Genomic DNA, 15425 nt, shown 5'->3' on the forward strand with positions numbered 1-15425 from the left:
ATGGCGAGGGACGAAACTATAGCAGTCGCTAAGACGCGCATTAATCGGCAGTCAAAAGCGGTGGTTTGTTGCCGGACAATTTGCCCTGTTCTGGCGGTAGGATTTGAAGATCCAGTTCACCGTCTTTGACAGCCACGCGGACAACGCCGCCTTTGGTCAATTTGCCAAACAGCAGCTCTTCGGCCAGAGGTTTTTTGATGTGTTCCTGAATGACGCGGCCCAGTGGACGCGCACCCATTTTCGCATCGTACCCTTTGTCGCCCAGCCATCCTGCGGCTTCGATCGTCAGTTCGATGTGGACGTTGCGGTCCATCAACTGCGCCTCTAGCTGCAGAACAAACTTTTCGACGACCTGTAGGATCACCTCTTTCGGCAGCGGCTGGAACGGGATGACCGCGTCCAGACGGTTGCGGAATTCCGGCGTAAAGGTGCGTTCGATTGCAGCGGTGTCTTCGCCTTCGCGGCGATCGCGGCCGAAACCGATGGCTTCTTTTGCTTGCTCTGCTGCGCCTGCGTTGGATGTCATGATTAGGATCACGTTACGGAAATCTGTGGTCCGGCCGTTGTGGTCGGTCAGTTTGCCGTGGTCCATCACCTGCAACAGAATGTTGTAGACGTCTGGGTGTGCCTTTTCCATTTCATCTAGCAGCAGAACGCAGTGTGGGTTCTGGTCGATGCTGTCGGTCAACATGCCACCCTGATCGAACCCGACATAGCCCGGGGGGGCACCAATCAGACGCGATACAGCGTGTTTTTCCATGTATTCGGACATATCGAACCGGATCAGTTCCACGCCCAGCGTATCGGCCAGCTGTTTTGCGACCTCGGTTTTACCGACACCAGTTGGACCTGCGAACAGGTAGTTACCGATGGGCTTTTCAGGTTCACGCAGGCCAGCGCGGGCAAGTTTGATCGCCGACGACAGTGCCTCGATCGCGGGGTCCTGACCGAACACAACGCGTTTCAGCGACTTTTCCAGATCCTTCAGAGTCTCTGCATCGTCTTTGCTGACGTTTTTCGGCGGGATACGCGCGATTTTCGCAACGACGGCTTCGATCTCTTTCACGCCAATGGTTTTGCGGCGGCGGGATTCTGCGACCAGATGCTGTGCGGCGCCGGCTTCGTCGATGACGTCGATGGCTTTGTCCGGCAGTTTACGGTCGTTGATGTAACGGGCTGACAGTTCAACCGCCGTTTTGATCGCATCGGCGGTGTAACGGATCGCATGGTGTTCTTCGAAGTAAGGTTTCAAACCTTGCAGAATTTTCACCGAATCTTCTACAGATGGCTCGTTCACGTCGATTTTCTGGAAACGACGGGACAGCGCGCGATCTTTTTCGAAATGCTGACGGAACTCTTTATAGGTCGTCGAACCCATGCAGCGCAGTTTTCCGCCCTGCAGGGCAGGTTTCAGCAAGTTGGATGCGTCCATTGCGCCGCCCGATGTCGCGCCCGCACCGATTACAGTGTGGATTTCATCGATGAACAGAACGGCGTCTGGGTGGTCTTCTAGTTCAGTTACCACAGCTTTCAGGCGTTCTTCGAAATCGCCGCGGTAGCGGGTGCCAGCCAGTAGCGCGCCCATATCAAGGCTAAAGATCGTGGTGCCCGACAGCACATCTGGCACTTCGTCATTGACAATTTTGCGTGCCAAACCTTCGGCGATCGCGGTTTTACCCACGCCCGGATCACCCACCAGCAGCGGATTGTTTTTGCGGCGGCGACATAGAACTTGGATACAGCGTTCAACTTCGTGATCGCGGCCGATCAGCGGATCAACGTCGCCTTTACGCGATTTTTTGTTCAGATCGACACAGTATTTCGCCAGTGCGGATTCGCGGTTTTCGCCGTTGCCTTCGGGGGATGCGGACGAGGACGAGGAGGATTCATCTTCGTCTTCCGATCCGACCACAGGGCGGCTTTCGCCGAATGCTGGGTCTTTGGCGACGCCATGCGCGATAAAGTTGACCGCGTCATAACGGGTCATGTCCTGATCTTGCAGGAAGTAGGCGGCGTTGCTTTCGCGTTCGGCAAAGATCGCGACCAAAACGTTCGCGCCCGTTACTTCGGTGCGGCCAGACGATTGTACGTGGATTGCCGCGCGTTGGATAACACGCTGGAACGCGGCCGTTGGGACAGCTTCGGATCCGTCGACATCGGTGACGAGGGTCGATAGGTCCTCTTCGATATAATCTTCAAGGTTCTTACGCAGCTCATCCAGATCCACGGCGCAGGCCTTCATCACGCGGGCTGCGTCTGGTTCGTCGATCAACGCCAGCAATAGGTGTTCAAGCGTGGCAAGTTCGTGACGGCGTGCATTTGCCAATGCCAGTGCCGCATGGATGGACTGCTCTAGAGTGGTCGAAAAAGATGGCACCTGCGTGCTCCTTTCTTTCGGGGGGTCTTTCGGGGCTGATGCCCGTCCGACCGTGGCCTCCTACCCATTAATGATTAGTTTTCCGGACCAACCTTCAAGGGCTATTTTATCAAATCCCGTATCTTTCGTCGTCTGTACCCGTTTAACGGTACGTAAAAGCGAAATGTTTGGGCACCTATTCGTTAGAAGTTGTCCTTTCGGCTACGAATGGTTGCGAAACTTTCAACGTCTGTTGCACTTTCCATGCCGACTGCACGTTTTAGGGGCAATTCATCGGCCCGTAGGAACGGATTTGTCTGTTTTTCATCCGATAAAACGGATGGAACTGTGGGGATATTGGCCGCGCGGGCCGCTTGGATGCGTTCATTTCTTTCTATCAGATGGGGATTGTCTGGCTCGATTGAAAGGGCAAAGCGCATATTCGATGCTGTGTATTCATGTCCCGAACACAATAGTGTGTTGTCGGGTAGGGCGCGGAGACGCTGCATCGTCGCCCACATTTGATCTGGAGTGCCTTCAAACAAACGACCACATCCCATCGCCATCAGGCTATCGGCGGAAAACAGGATGCCGCTGGTCGGGAAATAAAATGCGACATGTCCAATTGTGTGACCGTAGACGTCCATCACACGACACGGCTCTCCGCAGACGGTCAATTCATCACCATCGCGGACCTGTTCAGTTAGGTCGGGCAGGCGGTGCGCGTCGGCGGCAGCCCCGATAACCCGAGCTGCCCCGCGCAGGTCATCCACACCGTCGATGTGGTCATGGTGGTGATGGGTGATCAATATATCCGACAGCGTCCAACCTTGCCGTTCTAGTTCGGCTTTGATCGGGCGGGATTCTGGTGCGTCGATCAGGGCTGTTTCGCCCGTGTCGTCATTATGCAGCAAAAATGCGTAGTTATCGGTCAAACAGGGCACTGTGATCAGATTTAAAGGCATGGCATTGTCGTCGCGTTTGGGTAATCTACCTGTAGCGTGACTGATTGGACCAAGACCCGCAATGCATTTAGACGTGTTAGACCTGCGCAACTTTTATTATCGCAGCGCATTGGGGCGAGCCGCACAGAAAGTGGTGCGCGATCATTTGGTCGACCTTTGGCCCGAAGCGACCAAACAAACCGTGGTGGGTTTCGGATTTGCCGCGCCGTTGTTGCGCCCGTATTTGACCGACGCGCGCCGCGTTGTCGCGTTAATGCCTGGTCCGCAGGGCGTGATGCCGTGGCCGCCAGGGCAGCCAAATGTCAGTGTATTATGCGAAGAAGTCATGTGGCCGTTGGAAACGGGCATTGCCGACAAACTGGTTGTGATGCACGGGCTGGAAACATCCGAAAATCCCAGCGCATTGCTGGATGAATGTTCGCGCGTTCTAGGGCCGGGCGGTAAGGCTGTATTCATCGTGCCGAACCGCGCGGGTTTATGGTGTCGGTCTGATCGTACGCCTTTCGGCTATGGTCGCCCATATTCGCTGGGCCAATTGGAATCGCAGCTAAAGCAGCACAACTTTGTCGTCGAACGGGCTAGCTCTGCTTTGTATCAACCACCGTCGATCCGCAGGGTTTGGCGCAAGATGGGTGGTTTTTTGGAAAAGGTCGGCCATGACATTCCGTATTTGGCCGCTGGCGGCGTGTTGATTGTCGAGGTGACCAAACAGGTTCCCGCACAGCGCCGCCCGGGTTTGGGCGAGGCCGTGAAACGCCCACTGCGCGTTCTAGAGGGCGTAAGCCGACCCGTCAGAGAACCAGGGCTGACCAGCGGGCGTCATACTTAAGTACGATATCCACAGATTCGTTCGGTTATGGGCCATTTTGTCTCAATGTGATCAAAGCACCATAAAAACAGGCGAAAAATCGGGGCGAATGGTCGCACGATATATATATGTGTGCATTCTAACCCCCAACAATCGATTTTCTTGACGCTAAGGCGGTTGCGACACGCATACCTGTCTGCTACATCCCCCGTGATTTTGGCGCCCACGTATAACGGGGGCCGTTCAAGCTGCCCGAACTGGATGTCATTTAGGCATGTGGTGACGGCCCAAAACATCGGAAGGGTGGACGTGTCCGAACCAGCTTCGATTTCAACCAGCATCGCCTCGCGCTATGCTTCTGCAGTGTTCGACCTTGCCAAAGACGGCAATGCGATCGCTGCTCTTGAGTCCGATATTGATTCCATCGACGCTGCCTTGGCGGGCAGTGCAGAGCTGAACGCTCTGATCAATTCGCCGCTTTACAGCCGCGAAGAGCAAGCAACCGCCATTTCGGCGATTGCAGCCAAGATGGGTCTTTCGGAAATTTTTGCTAACACACTGAGCCTTCTGGCCCAGAAGCGTCGTCTGTTCGTGCTGCCGCACTTGCTGTCGTCGCTGCGTGCTCTGCTTGCAGAGGAAAAAGGCGAAGTGACTGCCGACGTGATCAGCGCAAAAGCACTGACCAAGACGCAGTCGGACAAACTAGCCAAAACTCTGTCGGCAAAAATCGGCAAAGACGTAAAAATTAATGCGACCGTTGATGACGCACTTATCGGCGGTCTTGTTGTTAAGGTGGGCTCGAAAATGATCGATACGTCGATCGCTTCCAAGCTCAGCGCTCTCCAGAACACCATGAAAGAGGTCGGATAATGGCGATCCAAGCTGCAGAAATTTCTGCGATCCTAAAGGACCAGATCAAAAACTTCGGTCAGGAAGCCGAAGTGGCCGAAATCGGCCGTGTGCTCTCGGTCGGTGACGGTATCGCACGCGTATACGGTCTGGACAATGTTCAGGCTGGTGAAATGGTCGAATTCCCAGGCGGTATCCGCGGGATGGCACTGAACCTTGAAGCTGACAACGTTGGTGTTGTTATCTTCGGTTCCGACCGTGAGATCAAAGAAGGTGACACTGTTAAGCGCACCAACTCGATCGTCGACGTCCCTGCTGGTGACGAACTGCTGGGCCGCGTTGTAGACGGTCTGGGCAACCCAATCGACGGCAAAGGTCCAATCAACGCTTCCAAGCGTCTGGTTGCTGACGTTAAAGCGCCTGGCATTATCCCACGTAAATCGGTTCACGAACCGATGGCAACCGGCCTGAAATCGGTTGACGCGATGATCCCAATCGGCCGTGGCCAGCGTGAGCTGATCATTGGTGACCGTCAGACCGGTAAAACCGCTGTTGCTCTGGACGCGATCCTGAACCAGAAATCGTACAACGAAGCTGCAGGCGACGACGAGTCAAAGAAACTGTACTGCGTATACGTTGCTGTTGGTCAGAAACGTTCGACCGTTGCTCAGCTGGTTAAAAAGCTGGAAGAAAACGGTGCGATGGAATACTCGATCGTTGTTGCTGCGACCGCTTCGGACCCTGCACCTATGCAGTTCCTGGCACCATATGCTGCAACCGCGATGGCAGAACACTTCCGTGACAACGGCCGCCACGCACTGATCATCTACGATGACCTGTCGAAACAGGCTGTGTCGTATCGTCAGATGTCGCTGCTGCTGCGCCGCCCACCAGGCCGCGAAGCTTACCCAGGCGACGTTTTCTATCTTCACTCGCGTCTGCTGGAACGTTCGGCAAAGCTGAACGAAGATTTCGGTGCAGGCTCGCTGACCGCGCTGCCAATCATCGAAACCCAAGGTGGCGACGTTTCCGCGTTTATTCCTACCAACGTGATTTCGATCACCGACGGTCAGATCTTCTTGGAAACCGAACTGTTCTATCAAGGTATCCGTCCTGCTGTGAACACCGGTCTGTCGGTTTCGCGCGTGGGCTCCTCGGCTCAGACCAAGGCGATGTCGTCGGTAGCAGGTCCTGTTAAACTGTCGCTGGCTCAGTACCGCGAAATGGCTGCATTCGCTCAGTTCGGTTCCGATCTGGACGCTGCAACCCAGAAGCTGCTGAACCGTGGTGCACGTCTGACCGAGCTGATGAAACAGCCTCAGTACTCGCCACTGACCAACGCCGAAATCGTCTGCATCATCTACGCAGGCACCAACGGCTACTTGGACAATCTGCCAGTTTCCGACGTTGCTCGTTTCGAAGACGCTCTGCTGAACTTCCTGCGCAACAAGCGTTCGGACATTCTGGAGTGGATCGCAAACGAGGATCCAAAGATCAAAGGCGACGCTGCAGACAAACTGAAAGCGGCTCTTGACGAGTTCGCAGCAGACTTCGCCTAAGTTCACCGGATAAGGAGACAAGGCAGTGCCAAGTCTTAAGGACCTCAAAAACAGGATCTCGTCGGTCAAATCGACCCGCAAGATCACCAAGGCGATGCAGATGGTCGCGGCAGCAAAATTGCGCCGCGCCCAAGACGCCGCCGAGGCAGCACGTCCATATGCCGAGCGTTTTAACGCTGTGGTATCGACGCTGGCCGCTTCGGTTGGTTCGTCCGACACTGCACCGCTGCTGCTGCGCGGCACCGGAAGCGATCAGGTCCACCTGCTGGTGGTCATGACCTCTGAACGTGGTCTGTGTGGCGGTTTCAATTCTTCGATCGTGAAGAAAGCACGCACACATGCGCTGGACCTACAGGCCCAGGGCAAAACGGTGAAAATCCTGACGGTTGGCAAAAAAGGCCGCGAACAGCTGCGCCGTGATTTCGGTGATCTGCTCGTCGACCACGTCGACCTATCGGAAGTAAAGCGTATCGACTACGCAACCGCACGCGGCATTGGTCAAGACCTGCTGAAGCGGTTCGAAGCCGGTGAATTCGATGTTGCAACGATCTTCTTTGCGCAGTTCCAATCTGTGATTTCGCAGATCCCGACTGCTCAGCAGGTGATCCCAGCAAAATTCGAAGCAGCAGAAGACGCTGTTGTCGCCGACTACGATTACGAACCGAACGAAGAGGCCATTCTGGACGATCTGCTGCCTAGCAGCGTATCGACCGCAATCTTTGCGGCTCTTCTGGAAAACGCTGCATCCGAACAGGGTGCACGGATGAGCGCGATGGATAACGCGACCCGCAACGCGGGCGATATGATCGACAAGCTAACCATCGAATTCAACCGTTCGCGTCAGGCTGTAATCACCAGCGAACTGATCGAAATTATTTCGGGCGCGGAAGCGCTCTAAGAACCGGAGTAACGAAACATGGCAAACGCAAAAGGCAAAATCACGCAGGTGATTGGCGCCGTTGTCGACGTGCAGTTCGAAGATGGCCTGCCGGCTATCCTCAACGCGCTGACCACCGACAACAACGGCAAACAGCTGGTTCTTGAAGTGTCCCAGCACCTTGGCGAAAACACAGTACGTACCATCGCAATGGACGCGACCGAAGGTCTAGTCCGTGGTCAGGACGTTGCTGACACTGGCGCACCGATCTCGGTTCCAGTTGGTAAAGCAACACTGGGTCGTATTCTGAACGTTGTTGGCGAACCAGTGGACGAAAAAGGCCCTGTAAACGCTGACGAGTTCCGCCCAATCCACGCAGAAGCACCAGAATTCGCTGACCAGTCGACTGGCACCGAAATCCTGGTCACCGGCATCAAAGTTATCGACCTTCTGGCTCCATACTCCAAAGGTGGTAAAATTGGTCTGTTCGGCGGCGCGGGCGTTGGTAAAACCGTTCTGATCATGGAACTGATCAACAACATCGCAAAAGTGCACTCGGGCTACTCGGTGTTCGCAGGTGTTGGTGAACGTACCCGTGAAGGTAACGACCTTTACCACGAGATGATCGAATCGAACGTTATTAAGCCTGACAACCTGGAAGAATCGCAGGTTGCTCTGGTGTACGGTCAGATGAACGAACCTCCAGGTGCACGTGCTCGTGTTGCTCTGACTGGTCTGACTCTGGCAGAACAGTTCCGCGACGCTTCGGGTACCGACGTTCTGTTCTTCGTCGACAACATCTTCCGCTTCACTCAGGCAGGTTCCGAGGTGTCGGCGCTTCTGGGTCGTATCCCTTCGGCAGTGGGCTACCAGCCAACACTGGCAACCGACATGGGCGCGATGCAGGAACGTATTACCTCGACCAAAAACGGTTCGATTACTTCGATCCAGGCCGTGTACGTACCTGCGGACGACCTTACCGACCCTGCACCAGCAACCACCTTTGCTCACTTGGATGCGACCACCGTTCTTAACCGTGCGATCTCCGAGCTTGGCATCTACCCTGCTGTGGACCCACTGGACTCCTCGTCCCGTATTCTGGACCCACAGATCGTTGGTGAAGAGCACTATCAGGTTGCTCGCGACGTTCAGAACATTCTTCAGCGCTATAAATCGCTGCAGGACATCATTGCCATCTTGGGCATGGACGAACTGAGCGAAGAAGACAAACTGACCGTGTCCCGCGCACGTAAGATCCAGCGTTTCCTGTCGCAGCCATTCGACGTTGCGAAAGTATTCACTGGTTCGGACGGTGTTCAGGTTCCTCTGGAAGACACCATTTCGTCGTTCAAAGCAGTTGTGGCCGGTGAATACGACCACCTGCCAGAGTCGGCTTTCTACATGGTAGGCGGCATCGACGAAGTTCTGGCCAAAGCCGAAAAACTGGCAGCTGAAGCTGCCTAAGGAGAGGCGTAATGGCTGATAACCTGCAATTCGATCTAGTGTCCCCTGAACGGAAGCTTGCTTCTGTTCAGGCCACCGAGATCCAGATCCCGGCCGCCGAAGGTGCGATGACGGCGATGGCTGGCCACGCGCCAACCATCACCACACTGCGCCCCGGCATCCTGCGGGTCGTTCATGCGGGTGGCACCGACGAATACGTCGTATCGGGTGGCTTTGCTGAAATCGGCGCGGAAAGCGTTTCGGTTCTGGCAGAACGCGCGTTGCCAACCGCTGAGGTAACTCAGGAAGCGTTCCAAGAGATGGTTGCAGAATACCGCGCCGCTCACGAGAAAGCTCTGGAGAACTTCAAGAACGAACCAGGTCCGGTTGACGATGCAGCCCGCCTGCTGGCCGATATGGTCGCAGTCGGTACGCACATGGGTCTATCCTATCAGGAGTGATCCTGAGTTACGGAATGAAATTAGAAAAGGGGCCAAATTTTGGCCCCTTTTCTCTTATAAGGTGTAGAACTTATCCGTAGTGTCCCAAAGTAAAGAGGCGCGTTGAGTATGAAAAAAATGCAAAACCACCTGATTGGTATCGATCAGGGTGAGGTGATCCTGTTTTCAGATTTTGAAACTGGGGGACCTATGTGGGCAGAAGAAGGCCCGCGTGAGGTTCGCAAGACCGTCAAATTTTCATCCGCGTTTCGTAAAGAGCCCTCTGTCACGGTTCGATTGGGCATGTTGGATATGTCCAATAAATCATTCACTCGATGGGATTTAAGGGCGCAAAAAGTCACGGAAACACAATTCGAAATCGTCTTTCAGACGTGGGCGGACAGTAAAATCGCCCGTGTACGCGTCGCATGGCAAGCCATAGGTGAAGTTGCCCATGATGATGATTGGGATATCTTCTAAACAAAACGCCCCGTTCTAATGAACGGGGCGTTTGTCATTTCAGCTATGTGATCTGATCAGGTGTTGTACAGGCCTTCGTAGATCGGAACCAAAGTGTTGTCCTCGAACAGGGACGAGACCGACGTACCGTTCCACGTGTTCAGGATCGCCTGAGTGAACATCGGCGCAGTCGGCACGATGCGGATGTTTGGCGTCGCCATAACTGCATCGGTCGGTTGGATCGAATCCGTCAGAACCAGCGTTTTCAGGTGGGAATTTTTCACGCGCTCGACGGCTGGGCCGGACATAACACCATGCGAGATATAGGCGTGCACTTCGGATGCGCCTGCGTCCATCAGGTGCTCTGCTGCTTTGCACAGGGTGCCAGCGGTGTCGCAAAGGTCATCAACGATGATACATTTTTTGCCTTCGACCGAACCGATCACGGTCATTTCGGCAACTTCACCTGGCTTTTCGCGACGCTTATCAACGATCGACAGTGGTGCATCGATGCGTTTTGCCAATTCGCGTGCGCGGGCAACGCCGCCGACATCAGGGGACACGACCATGATGTCGTCCGTTGCGCCTTTGAAATGGTGTTTGATATCCAGCGCAAAGATCGGCGCGGCATACAGGTTGTCCACCGGCATATCAAAGAAGCCCTGAATCTGCGCTGCGTGCAGGTCCATGGTCAGAACGCGGTCAACGCCAGCTTCGGCGATCAGGTTGGCGACCAGTTTCGCGCTGATGGGTGTACGCGCTTTGGTGCGGCGGTCCTGACGGGCGTAGCCGAAATATGGGATCACTGCGGTGATGCGGCCGGCCGACGAACGCTTCAGCGCGTCGGTGATGATCAGCAATTCCATCAGGTTGTCGTTTGCTGGGTTCGACGTTGGCTGAATGATGAACATATCTTCGCCGCGGACGTTTTCGTAGCATTCGACGAAAATCTCTTGGTCGTTGAATCGTTCGACGCGGGCGTCGACCAGATCAACATTCATGCCGCGGTGCATGGACATGCGGCGGGCAATAGCAGTGGCAAGAGGTTTGTTAGCGTTCCCCGAAATCAGTTTCGGTTCAGTGATCGTGGGCATGTGGCAGGGTTCCCCGGATGTGGCCCGTCTATATGACGGATTCGTGACGCAGGGGTGCCGTAGCACAGCATTGCCATTTGGCAAACATCTAGGAAATGAAATCGGTTTAAATAATGCCAAACCGCGTCATGTTAGCGTTATCTGTTTTGTAGCGCTGACAGAAATTGCTGCACATCGGCGGGCGTTGTCGACCAGCTGGTAACCAACCGCCCGATGGCGTCACCTTTCGCGTTGAAATCGGCTGTGTCGGGCCAAGGGTTATAGCGGGCACCACTAGCGATCATGTGGCGGTGCAACGAATTTGGCATCGACGCGAAAACCATGTTGGCGTCAATAGGGTGGGCCAGCGTTATACCGTCTATCTGCGCCAATCCCTGCGCCAATTCGGCGCCCATCGCGTTGGCATGTGTAGCAAGGTCAATCCACAGGCCGTCCGTAACAAATGCATCCATCTGCGCCGACAGATAGCGGTGTTTCGAAAATAGGTGTCCCCCGCGTTTGCGGCGCAGTTCAAACTCCCACGCGCGCTTAGGGTCGAATATGATCACAGCCTCGCAGCCCATCAGGCCGTTTTTCGTGCCGCCAAATGACAGGACATCTATGCCAGCCTTCCATGTCATTTCGGCTGGTGTCGCGCCAGTTGCCGCGATGGCATTGGCGAACCTTGCGCCGTCCATATGGCAGGGCAGGTCGTAGTCGCGCGCGACGGCGGTCAGTGCCGCGATTTCGGCGGGAGTATAGACTGTGCCGTGTTCGGTAACGTTGGTGATCGACACTGCGCCGCGCTGCATTCCGTGGACACCGCCGCAGCCCGTGGCGGCGATCACGCTGCGCAGGGTGTCTGGTGTCATTTTGGCGTGTTCGCCATCCACCAGCGCTAGTTTCCCGCCGTTCATGTAAAATTCAGGCGCGCCGCATTCGTCCTCTTCTATGTGGGCGTTCCGGTGGCAGAAAACGGTTTGATAGGACGCGTTCAGGATCGATAGCGACAGCGCGTTTGCGGCCGATCCCGTGGCGACCAGATAAATGGCAGCCTCTGGCGCGTCGAAAATGTCGCGCAGTTTGGTGCGGACGCTGTCCATGATGGGATCGTTGCCGTAGGACGGCATGTAGCCAGAGTTTGCCTTTGACAGCGCCTCCATCACTTTGGGGTGGACGGGGCTGGTGTTGTCAGAGGCGAAAAACATTAGATTGGCTCTTCTATTATGTGGTCTTCCCATTCATCGTCGCCGACTTCGGCTTCGGAGACTGTGCGATATTGCATCGACACGCCCGCGGTATGAACGGTGTCTGGCGACCCTGAAATCAGGGGATGCCAGTCATATAGTTTGTCGCCTTGATGCAGCAATTTATACGCGCATGTTTCTGGCAGCCAATACATATGGTCCAGAATGGTTTTGGGCGTCATCACGATGCATTCGGGCACGAATTGGTGACGAATGGGGTACTGGCTGCATAGGCAGGTTTCGTCATCCAGCAGGCGGCAAGCCACGCGGGTCAGGGCGACCTGACCGGTGTCTTCGTCTTCGAGTTTGTTCAGGCAGCATTTCCCGCAGCCGTCGCACAATGCCTCCCATTCGGGGCGAGTCATTTTATCCAGAGGGACGTTTTCCCAGAATTTTGGGCGCAGGCCGCTGCGATCGATCTTAGGCATTGCGCAGGATCTCTCGGGCCCTTTGGCAATCGGCGTCCATTTGGGTGATCAGCGCGTCCAGCCCGTCGAATTTCAATTCGGGGCGCAGGTATTCGACCAAAGCGACCGACAGATGGGTGCCGTATAGGTCGCCTTTGAAATCAAAGATAAAGGTTTCGATGTTTGGCACGTTATCTTCGCCGAACATGGGGCGCACACCGATGGATGCGGCGCCGTTATAGCTGCCGGCGTGGGGGCCCTCTAACACGTCAACTTTGACGGCATAAACGCCCAGCTTTGGCTGATGAAGGCCTGTGATCGACATATTGGCGGTAGGATATCCCAAATCGCGTCCGCGTTGATCGCCGCGGATTACGGGGCCTTCGATGCGGTGCAGGTGCCCCAGCATTCGGGCCGCGTCCTGCGGGCGTCCGTCGGCCAGCGCGTTGCGAATGTTGGTCGAGGAAACTTCCTCTTCAAAGCTCAACAACGGCGCGACGGTCACGCCGAATCCCAATTCGTCGCCCAATTCACGCAAAGTATTCACATCGCCCGCGCGTTTTGCGCCGAAATAGAAATCTTCGCCCACCACGACATGGACCAGTCCCAGACGGTTCATGATGACGTCTACCGCAAATTCACGCGGCGATAGTTTGGCCAGCGCGGCATTGAACGGCACTTCGTACAGTTTTTGAACGCCCAATTTGCGCAGGCGATGCACCTTGGCTTCGGCGTTCATCAGGCGGAACGCGGGGGCGTCGGGCGCGAAAAACTGGCGGGGGTGCGGTTCAAACGTCATCACGCCCAAAGGAGCTCCCGCATCAAATGCCGCCTTGCGCGCAAGGTCGATCACCGATTGGTGGCCCAGATGGACGCCGTCGAAATTGCCAATGGCCGCAGCAGCGCCGCGGTCATTTGGATCGATAAAGAGTGTGTCGCGGATAATACGCATGTGCGATGCGTAACGGCCCGCGCGGGCCGTTGCAAGGTCAGTCGAACTTACGCGACGGCGCAAGAACGGTTGCTTCGCCGATTAGCACCTTTTTGTTGTTCACAAGGCAACGGGTTTCCATCACGACGCGGCGTTTTGCGTGATCAATGCCTGTGACCTCTACTTCGGCCAGAACCATGTCGCCGGGGCGGACAGGAGCCATAAATTTCAGGGTTTGGCCCAGATACACTGTGCCATGACCGGGCAGCTGTTCACCAATCACGGCCGAAATCAGGCCAGCGGTCAGCATGCCGTGGGCGATGCGGCCTTCGAAAATGGTGTCTTGGGCGTATTCATCGTCCAAATGCACAGGGTTACGGTCGGTCGATACTTCGGCGAACAATTCGATGTCGCGGTCGGTCACAACCTTGCGCAACGACCGGACCATGCCGATTTCGATGTCTTCGATGCAAATCGTGCCGCGGGGGGCGTTATCCAGCATGTCGCGCTCCATAAGGTAACAAACGATCCAGTAGTTGGGTCAGGTTGAAACTTTATTACTTTGCGACTGCAGAAAAAACAACCCCCTTTGCGGTTAACGTAGGAACCCTATGGCGTAGGTTGGGTTCTGCATCTCTTTGGAAACATAGGATTTTAGCAGATCTGCGTCGGGGTGTACTTTGGTCGCAGTCTCTGCTGCAGCCAAACCGCCGGTGATAAACAGGGAATCATATCCTTCGCCTTCGGCGCCCAAGATGTCCGTTTTGATTCCATCGCCGATACACAGGATGCGGGCCTGTTCCGCGTTCGGATCGATTTGCGCCAGACGGCGGCGGGCCAGATCATAGATGGGCGGATGCGGTTTGCCGAAATACAGGCTTTCCCCGCCCATTTCGGTGTACAGCTGCGCCAAAGCGCCCGCGCACCATTCACGTTCTTCGCCGCGGTCGATGATGATGTCAGGGTTGAAACACAGCATCGGCAGGCCCTTTTGTTTGGCCAGCAGGAATTCGGGGCGCATGACGGATGGGTCGGCCTTAGTATCGAACGGGCCGCAGTTTACGATGCCTTCGGCTTCTTCCAGTGTGACGATTTCCAAATCGACAGGATTTTCGACGACATTGATTGGTTCGAACACGGTTTTGTCGCGCTCTTCGCCGATGAACCACACCTTTTTGCCAGCGGCGCCCGTATGCATGGCCACGCGCGCCGCGTCGCCAGAGGTCGAGATCGCATCATAGCTGTCTTTGGTCACGCCAAAGCCGTGCATCTGTTCGGATACCAAATGCCACGCACGCGGCGCGTTGGTGACATAGATCACTTTGCCGCCTTTGGCGCGGTAATCTTCCATGGCTTTGACAGCGTCAGGATAGGCGGTCAGGCCGTTGTGCATGCAGCCCCATAGGTCCACAAACAGCGCATCATAATTGTCGGCGATTTCGGAAAAGGTTTCGATAATCTGGGTCATTGGTCGCCCCTTTGGTCATGTTTAACCCATGCCTATAGAGCGCTAATGTAAAAGAAAAGCGTCTTAGCCAAAGGCCTGCGGATAACGCAGTTCTAGTGACTTAGCCTTGGCCGGACCCGCGACCAGAGTGTGATCGACGGGGTAGGGCGACGTCAGCCCATCGGGCGCTGCGCGAAATCCGCAGCGTTGATAGAATACTGGATCGCCCAGAACGACCAGCGTTTGGTTCGTCATTTTGGCCCATTCGGTGATCATGCCGACCATGCGGCGGCCATAACCCATGCGCTGCACATCGGGGTGGATCGCCACGGGCGCGAGGCACAGCCAGTTTTTCGGCGCGATCATTTTGGACAGGGCCAGATAGCCGATGATCCCGTGTTCGGACGGCAGCACCATCTCGCCAGCCATCGCGCGGGATTTGCGTAGCTTGGCGATCAATTTCACCTCGTCCTGACCGCCGAACGCATGGGCCAGCAGGGCGTCCACGGCGGGTTCTTCGCCGCGTTGCATTTCGCGCATGAAATCAGGTGAAAACATCAGTGC

The 15425-nt window shown here is 55.5% G+C and carries 16 protein-coding genes; 7 read left to right on the top strand and 9 right to left on the bottom strand.

The window, feature by feature from the left end; all coding sequences use genetic code 11:
* Positions 1-40: 40 nt before the first annotated feature.
* Together clpA and gloB are read right to left on the bottom strand one after the other, a co-directional pair.
* Positions 41-2377, bottom strand: a complete 2337-nt coding sequence (clpA, locus tag BVC71_RS10580) for an ATP-dependent Clp protease ATP-binding subunit ClpA (RefSeq protein WP_086451630.1) — start codon at positions 2375-2377, stop codon at positions 41-43.
* Between the two features lie 182 nt (positions 2378-2559).
* Positions 2560-3321, bottom strand: coding sequence for a hydroxyacylglutathione hydrolase (gene gloB / locus BVC71_RS10585; protein ID WP_086451631.1), 762 nt, complete (start codon positions 3319-3321; stop codon positions 2560-2562).
* 61 nt (positions 3322-3382) lie between these two features.
* On the opposite strand from gloB, the gene BVC71_RS10590 reads away from it, so the two are divergent.
* The 7 genes from BVC71_RS10590 (at position 3383) to BVC71_RS10620 (ending at position 9777) form a co-directional block, all read left to right on the top strand.
* Positions 3383-4150: a methyltransferase domain-containing protein gene (locus BVC71_RS10590; RefSeq protein WP_086451632.1), complete on the top strand. Its 768-nt coding sequence runs from the start codon at positions 3383-3385 to the stop codon at positions 4148-4150.
* A 288-nt stretch (positions 4151-4438) separates the two neighbouring features.
* Positions 4439-4999, top strand: a complete 561-nt coding sequence (locus BVC71_RS10595; protein WP_086451831.1) for a F0F1 ATP synthase subunit delta — start codon at positions 4439-4441, stop codon at positions 4997-4999.
* On the top strand, positions 4999-6537 hold the full coding sequence (gene atpA, locus BVC71_RS10600; protein WP_086451633.1) for a F0F1 ATP synthase subunit alpha: 1539 nt from the start codon (positions 4999-5001) through the stop codon (positions 6535-6537). The genes BVC71_RS10595 and atpA overlap by 1 nt, the downstream gene beginning before the upstream one ends.
* A gap of 25 nt (positions 6538-6562) precedes the next feature.
* Positions 6563-7435, top strand: coding sequence for a F0F1 ATP synthase subunit gamma (locus BVC71_RS10605; RefSeq protein WP_086451634.1), 873 nt, complete (start codon positions 6563-6565; stop codon positions 7433-7435).
* An 18-nt stretch (positions 7436-7453) separates the two neighbouring features.
* Positions 7454-8878 carry a F0F1 ATP synthase subunit beta gene (gene atpD / locus BVC71_RS10610; RefSeq protein ID WP_086451635.1) on the top strand — a complete coding sequence of 475 codons (1425 nt, stop codon included), beginning with the start codon at positions 7454-7456 and terminating at the stop codon, positions 8876-8878.
* Positions 8879-8889: 11 nt separating this feature from the next.
* Complete coding sequence (locus BVC71_RS10615) at positions 8890-9318, top strand: F0F1 ATP synthase subunit epsilon (RefSeq protein ID WP_086451636.1); 429 nt, start codon at positions 8890-8892, stop codon at positions 9316-9318.
* A 108-nt stretch (positions 9319-9426) separates the two neighbouring features.
* Positions 9427-9777: an H-type lectin domain-containing protein gene (locus BVC71_RS10620; RefSeq protein ID WP_086451637.1), complete on the top strand. Its 351-nt coding sequence runs from the start codon at positions 9427-9429 to the stop codon at positions 9775-9777.
* 56 nt (positions 9778-9833) lie between these two features.
* On the opposite strand, the gene BVC71_RS10625 is transcribed toward BVC71_RS10620, so the two are convergent.
* The 7 genes from BVC71_RS10625 to BVC71_RS10655 all read right to left on the bottom strand — a co-directional run bounded on the left by BVC71_RS10625 (position 9834) and on the right by BVC71_RS10655 (position 15419).
* Positions 9834-10850 (bottom strand): ribose-phosphate pyrophosphokinase, encoded by a 1017-nt coding sequence (locus BVC71_RS10625; RefSeq protein ID WP_086451638.1) that lies wholly within the window; start codon positions 10848-10850, stop codon positions 9834-9836.
* Between the two features lie 137 nt (positions 10851-10987).
* Complete coding sequence (locus tag BVC71_RS10630; protein ID WP_086451639.1) at positions 10988-12037, bottom strand: threonine aldolase family protein; 1050 nt, start codon at positions 12035-12037, stop codon at positions 10988-10990.
* Positions 12037-12504: a YcgN family cysteine cluster protein gene (locus BVC71_RS10635; RefSeq protein ID WP_086451640.1), complete on the bottom strand. Its 468-nt coding sequence runs from the start codon at positions 12502-12504 to the stop codon at positions 12037-12039. Before BVC71_RS10635 ends, BVC71_RS10630 begins: the two co-directional genes overlap by 1 nt.
* Positions 12497-13435, bottom strand: coding sequence for a bifunctional riboflavin kinase/FAD synthetase (locus tag BVC71_RS10640; protein ID WP_086451641.1), 939 nt, complete (start codon positions 13433-13435; stop codon positions 12497-12499). Before BVC71_RS10640 ends, BVC71_RS10635 begins: the two co-directional genes overlap by 8 nt.
* Positions 13436-13472: 37 nt before the next feature.
* Positions 13473-13916: a MaoC family dehydratase gene (locus tag BVC71_RS10645; protein WP_086451832.1), complete on the bottom strand. Its 444-nt coding sequence runs from the start codon at positions 13914-13916 to the stop codon at positions 13473-13475.
* Between the two features lie 93 nt (positions 13917-14009).
* Complete coding sequence (locus BVC71_RS10650) at positions 14010-14882, bottom strand: TIGR01459 family HAD-type hydrolase (RefSeq protein WP_086451642.1); 873 nt, start codon at positions 14880-14882, stop codon at positions 14010-14012.
* 63 nt (positions 14883-14945) lie between these two features.
* Positions 14946-15419: a GNAT family N-acetyltransferase gene (locus BVC71_RS10655; RefSeq protein ID WP_086451643.1), complete on the bottom strand. Its 474-nt coding sequence runs from the start codon at positions 15417-15419 to the stop codon at positions 14946-14948.
* Between the last annotated feature and the right edge of the window lie 6 nt (positions 15420-15425).

The organism is Marivivens niveibacter, assembly GCF_002150005.2.
Taxonomy (GTDB): domain Bacteria; phylum Pseudomonadota; class Alphaproteobacteria; order Rhodobacterales; family Rhodobacteraceae; genus Marivivens; species Marivivens niveibacter.

Bases quoted from the DNA above. Each gene is read 5' to 3' on its own strand.
- BVC71_RS10620 (WP_086451637.1), top strand. From the start codon at position 9,427: ATGAAAAAAATGCAAAACCACCTGATTGGTATCGATCAGGGTGAGGTG.
- BVC71_RS10650 (WP_086451642.1), bottom strand. From the start codon at position 14,882: ATGACCCAGATTATCGAAACCTTTTCCGAAATCGCCGACAATTATGAT.
- gloB (WP_086451631.1), bottom strand. From the start codon at position 3,321: ATGCCTTTAAATCTGATCACAGTGCCCTGTTTGACCGATAACTACGCA.
- BVC71_RS10615 (WP_086451636.1), top strand. From the start codon at position 8,890: ATGGCTGATAACCTGCAATTCGATCTAGTGTCCCCTGAACGGAAGCTT.
- BVC71_RS10640 (WP_086451641.1), bottom strand. From the start codon at position 13,435: ATGCGTATTATCCGCGACACACTCTTTATCGATCCAAATGACCGCGGC.
- BVC71_RS10590 (WP_086451632.1), top strand. From the start codon at position 3,383: ATGCATTTAGACGTGTTAGACCTGCGCAACTTTTATTATCGCAGCGCA.
- BVC71_RS10630 (WP_086451639.1), bottom strand. From the start codon at position 12,037: ATGTTTTTCGCCTCTGACAACACCAGCCCCGTCCACCCCAAAGTGATG.
- atpA (WP_086451633.1), top strand. From the start codon at position 4,999: ATGGCGATCCAAGCTGCAGAAATTTCTGCGATCCTAAAGGACCAGATC.
- BVC71_RS10635 (WP_086451640.1), bottom strand. From the start codon at position 12,504: ATGCCTAAGATCGATCGCAGCGGCCTGCGCCCAAAATTCTGGGAAAAC.
- atpD (WP_086451635.1), top strand. From the start codon at position 7,454: ATGGCAAACGCAAAAGGCAAAATCACGCAGGTGATTGGCGCCGTTGTC.
- BVC71_RS10655 (WP_086451643.1), bottom strand. From the start codon at position 15,419: ATGTTTTCACCTGATTTCATGCGCGAAATGCAACGCGGCGAAGAACCC.
- BVC71_RS10625 (WP_086451638.1), bottom strand. From the start codon at position 10,850: ATGCCCACGATCACTGAACCGAAACTGATTTCGGGGAACGCTAACAAA.
- BVC71_RS10645 (WP_086451832.1), bottom strand. From the start codon at position 13,916: ATGCTGGATAACGCCCCCCGCGGCACGATTTGCATCGAAGACATCGAA.